The organism is Bacillus sp. 05T31 (genome assembly GCF_056396725.1).
Genome location: NZ_JBFTMA010000838.1, coordinates 1 through 1,672, shown reverse-complemented (window position 1 = coordinate 1,672; position 1,672 = coordinate 1). Strand labels below are relative to the sequence as shown.

Genomic DNA, 1,672 nt, shown 5'->3' with positions numbered 1-1,672 from the left:
AACATATATTTCCCATTTTACATAGCAGGAATTTCCGCCTTAATTGTCTAATAATATATAGGTTTGCAGAAATAATCGAAACAGCTTTGGAGGTTTTTTCATGGTAAAATATATATCCATTTTAGGTTCAACAGGATCCATTGGCACATCTGCATTAGATGTCGTTTCCGCTCATCCTGAACATTTTAAAATCGTCGGTTTAACCGCGAATTATAATATCGATCTTCTCGAAAAACAAATCGAATCGTTTCAGCCTCGTATTGTAAGCGTAGCGACAAAAGAATTAGCGGATACATTACGTTCTCGTATTTCAACAAATACGAAAATTACATATGGAACTGATGGTTTAMTTGAAGTATCTACCCATCCTGATACAAATCTTGTATTAAGTTCAGTTGTCGGTGTTTCAGGTTTACTCCCAACAATTGAAGCAYTAAAGGCGAAGAAAGATATCGCTATCGCTAACAAAGAAACTTTAGTTGCAGCTGGACATATTGTCACCGAACTAGCGAAACAAAACGGATGCCGCCTAATTCCAGTTGATAGTGAACATTCAGCCATTTTCCAATGTTTAAATGGGGAAAATAATAAGGAAATCGAAAAATTAATTGTTACAGCTTCTGGCGGCGCTTTTCGTGATAAAACACGTGAAGAAATGAAAACATTACAAGCGAAGGATGCTTTAAAACACCCAAACTGGTTAATGGGCGCAAAACTAACGATAGATTCTGCCACGTTAATGAATAAAGGGTTTGAAGTGATGGAAGCTAAGTGGCTATTCGATATTCCTTATGAAAAAATTGATGTTATGATTCATAAAGAAAGTATCATTCACTCTTTAGTGGAATTTATTGATGGATCAGTCATGGCACAGCTCGGTGCTCCTGATATGAGAATGCCGATTCAATATGCGTTTCACTACCCTACTCGACTACCTTCATCCTATGAAAAATTAAATTTATTAGAAATTGGTAGTTTGCATTTTGAAAAACCAAATTTAGAAAAGTTCCCCTGTCTACAATATGCATTTGARTGTGGAAAAATTGGCGGTACAACTCCAGCCGTATTAAATGCAGCGAACGAAATTGCAAATGCACTATTTCTTAAAAATGAAATTGCATTTTTCGATATCGAAAAAACAATTTACAATACAGTTGAAGCTCATCATAACGTAAAAGATCCTTCACTCGATGATATMTTAGAAGCTGATCAATGGGCACGCCAATACGCAAATCAATTGTTAATGAAAAAGAGCTAAAACAGKTTTMTCTGTTTTAGCTYTTTTTTCACGTATTCAACTTMACAAATCTATAMCCRTGCGTAACTAAAACTTTTAATATCGCATACCCTGGAATTGCTAAAATAATCCCCATAATTCCAAATAAATTTCCCGCAGTTAAAATGATAAATATAATAGTAATCGGGTGAATATCTAACTTTTTCCCCATGACTTGCGGAGAAATAAATTTACCTTCTGCTAATTGTACAATCATCATAACGATAATTACTTTTAACACCATTGATGGCGAGTCGATAAATGCGATAATTAAAGCTGGTGTAATTGCAATGATTGGTCCTACGTACGGAACGATATTTACAATCATCGCTAAAATAGCAAGTAGTACCGCATATTTAATACCAATAATAAGATAACCGATTAATAGCATAATAC

The 1,672-nt window shown here is 34.5% G+C and carries 2 protein-coding genes; one reads left to right on the top strand and one right to left on the bottom strand.

What is annotated here, in order from left to right; genetic code table 11:
• Positions 1 to 100: 100 nt before the first annotated feature.
• Positions 101 to 1,258, top strand: a complete 1,158-nt coding sequence (locus AC1DJR_RS28960) for a 1-deoxy-D-xylulose-5-phosphate reductoisomerase (RefSeq protein WP_477004145.1) — start codon at positions 101 to 103, stop codon at positions 1,256 to 1,258.
• A gap of 28 nt (positions 1,259 to 1,286) precedes the next feature.
• On the opposite strand, the gene AC1DJR_RS28955 is transcribed toward AC1DJR_RS28960, so the two are convergent.
• A partial coding sequence (locus AC1DJR_RS28955) for an AI-2E family transporter (protein ID WP_477004144.1) occupies positions 1,287 to 1,672 on the bottom strand: 386 nt, incomplete at its 5' end.